The sequence below is a fragment of the Colwellia sp. SU-HH01217 genome, from assembly GCF_057543495.1.
Genome location: NZ_BAAJLX010000057.1, coordinates 1 through 465, shown reverse-complemented (window position 1 = coordinate 465; position 465 = coordinate 1). Strand labels below are relative to the sequence as shown.

At 38.5% G+C, this 465-nt stretch carries 1 protein-coding gene; it reads right to left on the bottom strand.

The genetic code is table 11. The annotated features are described in order from the left end of the window. Window positions 1-102: 102 nt before the first annotated feature. Entirely contained in the window at window positions 103-324 is a 222-nt protein-coding gene (locus AC27G3_RS18215) for a hypothetical protein (RefSeq protein ID WP_487124063.1), read from the bottom strand. Window positions 325-465: the final 141 nt, after the last annotated feature.

Sequence of the window (465 nt, the reverse complement as noted above, 5' to 3'; positions counted from 1 at the left end):
GCTAACGCCCTAATAATGGGCAAATTTCAGTTGGTTAAAATAAGCGACGCAGGAGCAAAAACCAACTGTAATTTGTCCTGTTAATTAGCTTGTTATAAGCGCCTATTCTCCACCACTAGTTCCAGAGTCTCCACCAGTTGAATCGTGACCAATATCGGAGTCTGCAATCCACATTTGATCTTTTGTTGCGGAGTTAGACCAAAAAAACACTTTAGTGCGATATGTTACTAAAAGATAAAGCAATGCTGCAAAAATAGGAACAATTAAAAAGATAACTGAGAACATAAAGCGCTCTTTGCCATTATGCTTCTTATTTTTGTACACAGCTATTATTCCTATTAGCGAAAAGATAGGCCAGAGAACTAAAAAGGCAATTTGCGCAAGAGTCATGTTTAGGCCTTATAACGCCTCAATTAATGGGCGAAAAATGGTTGGCTATAATCGCGAAGCGAAGCCAACTGTTTT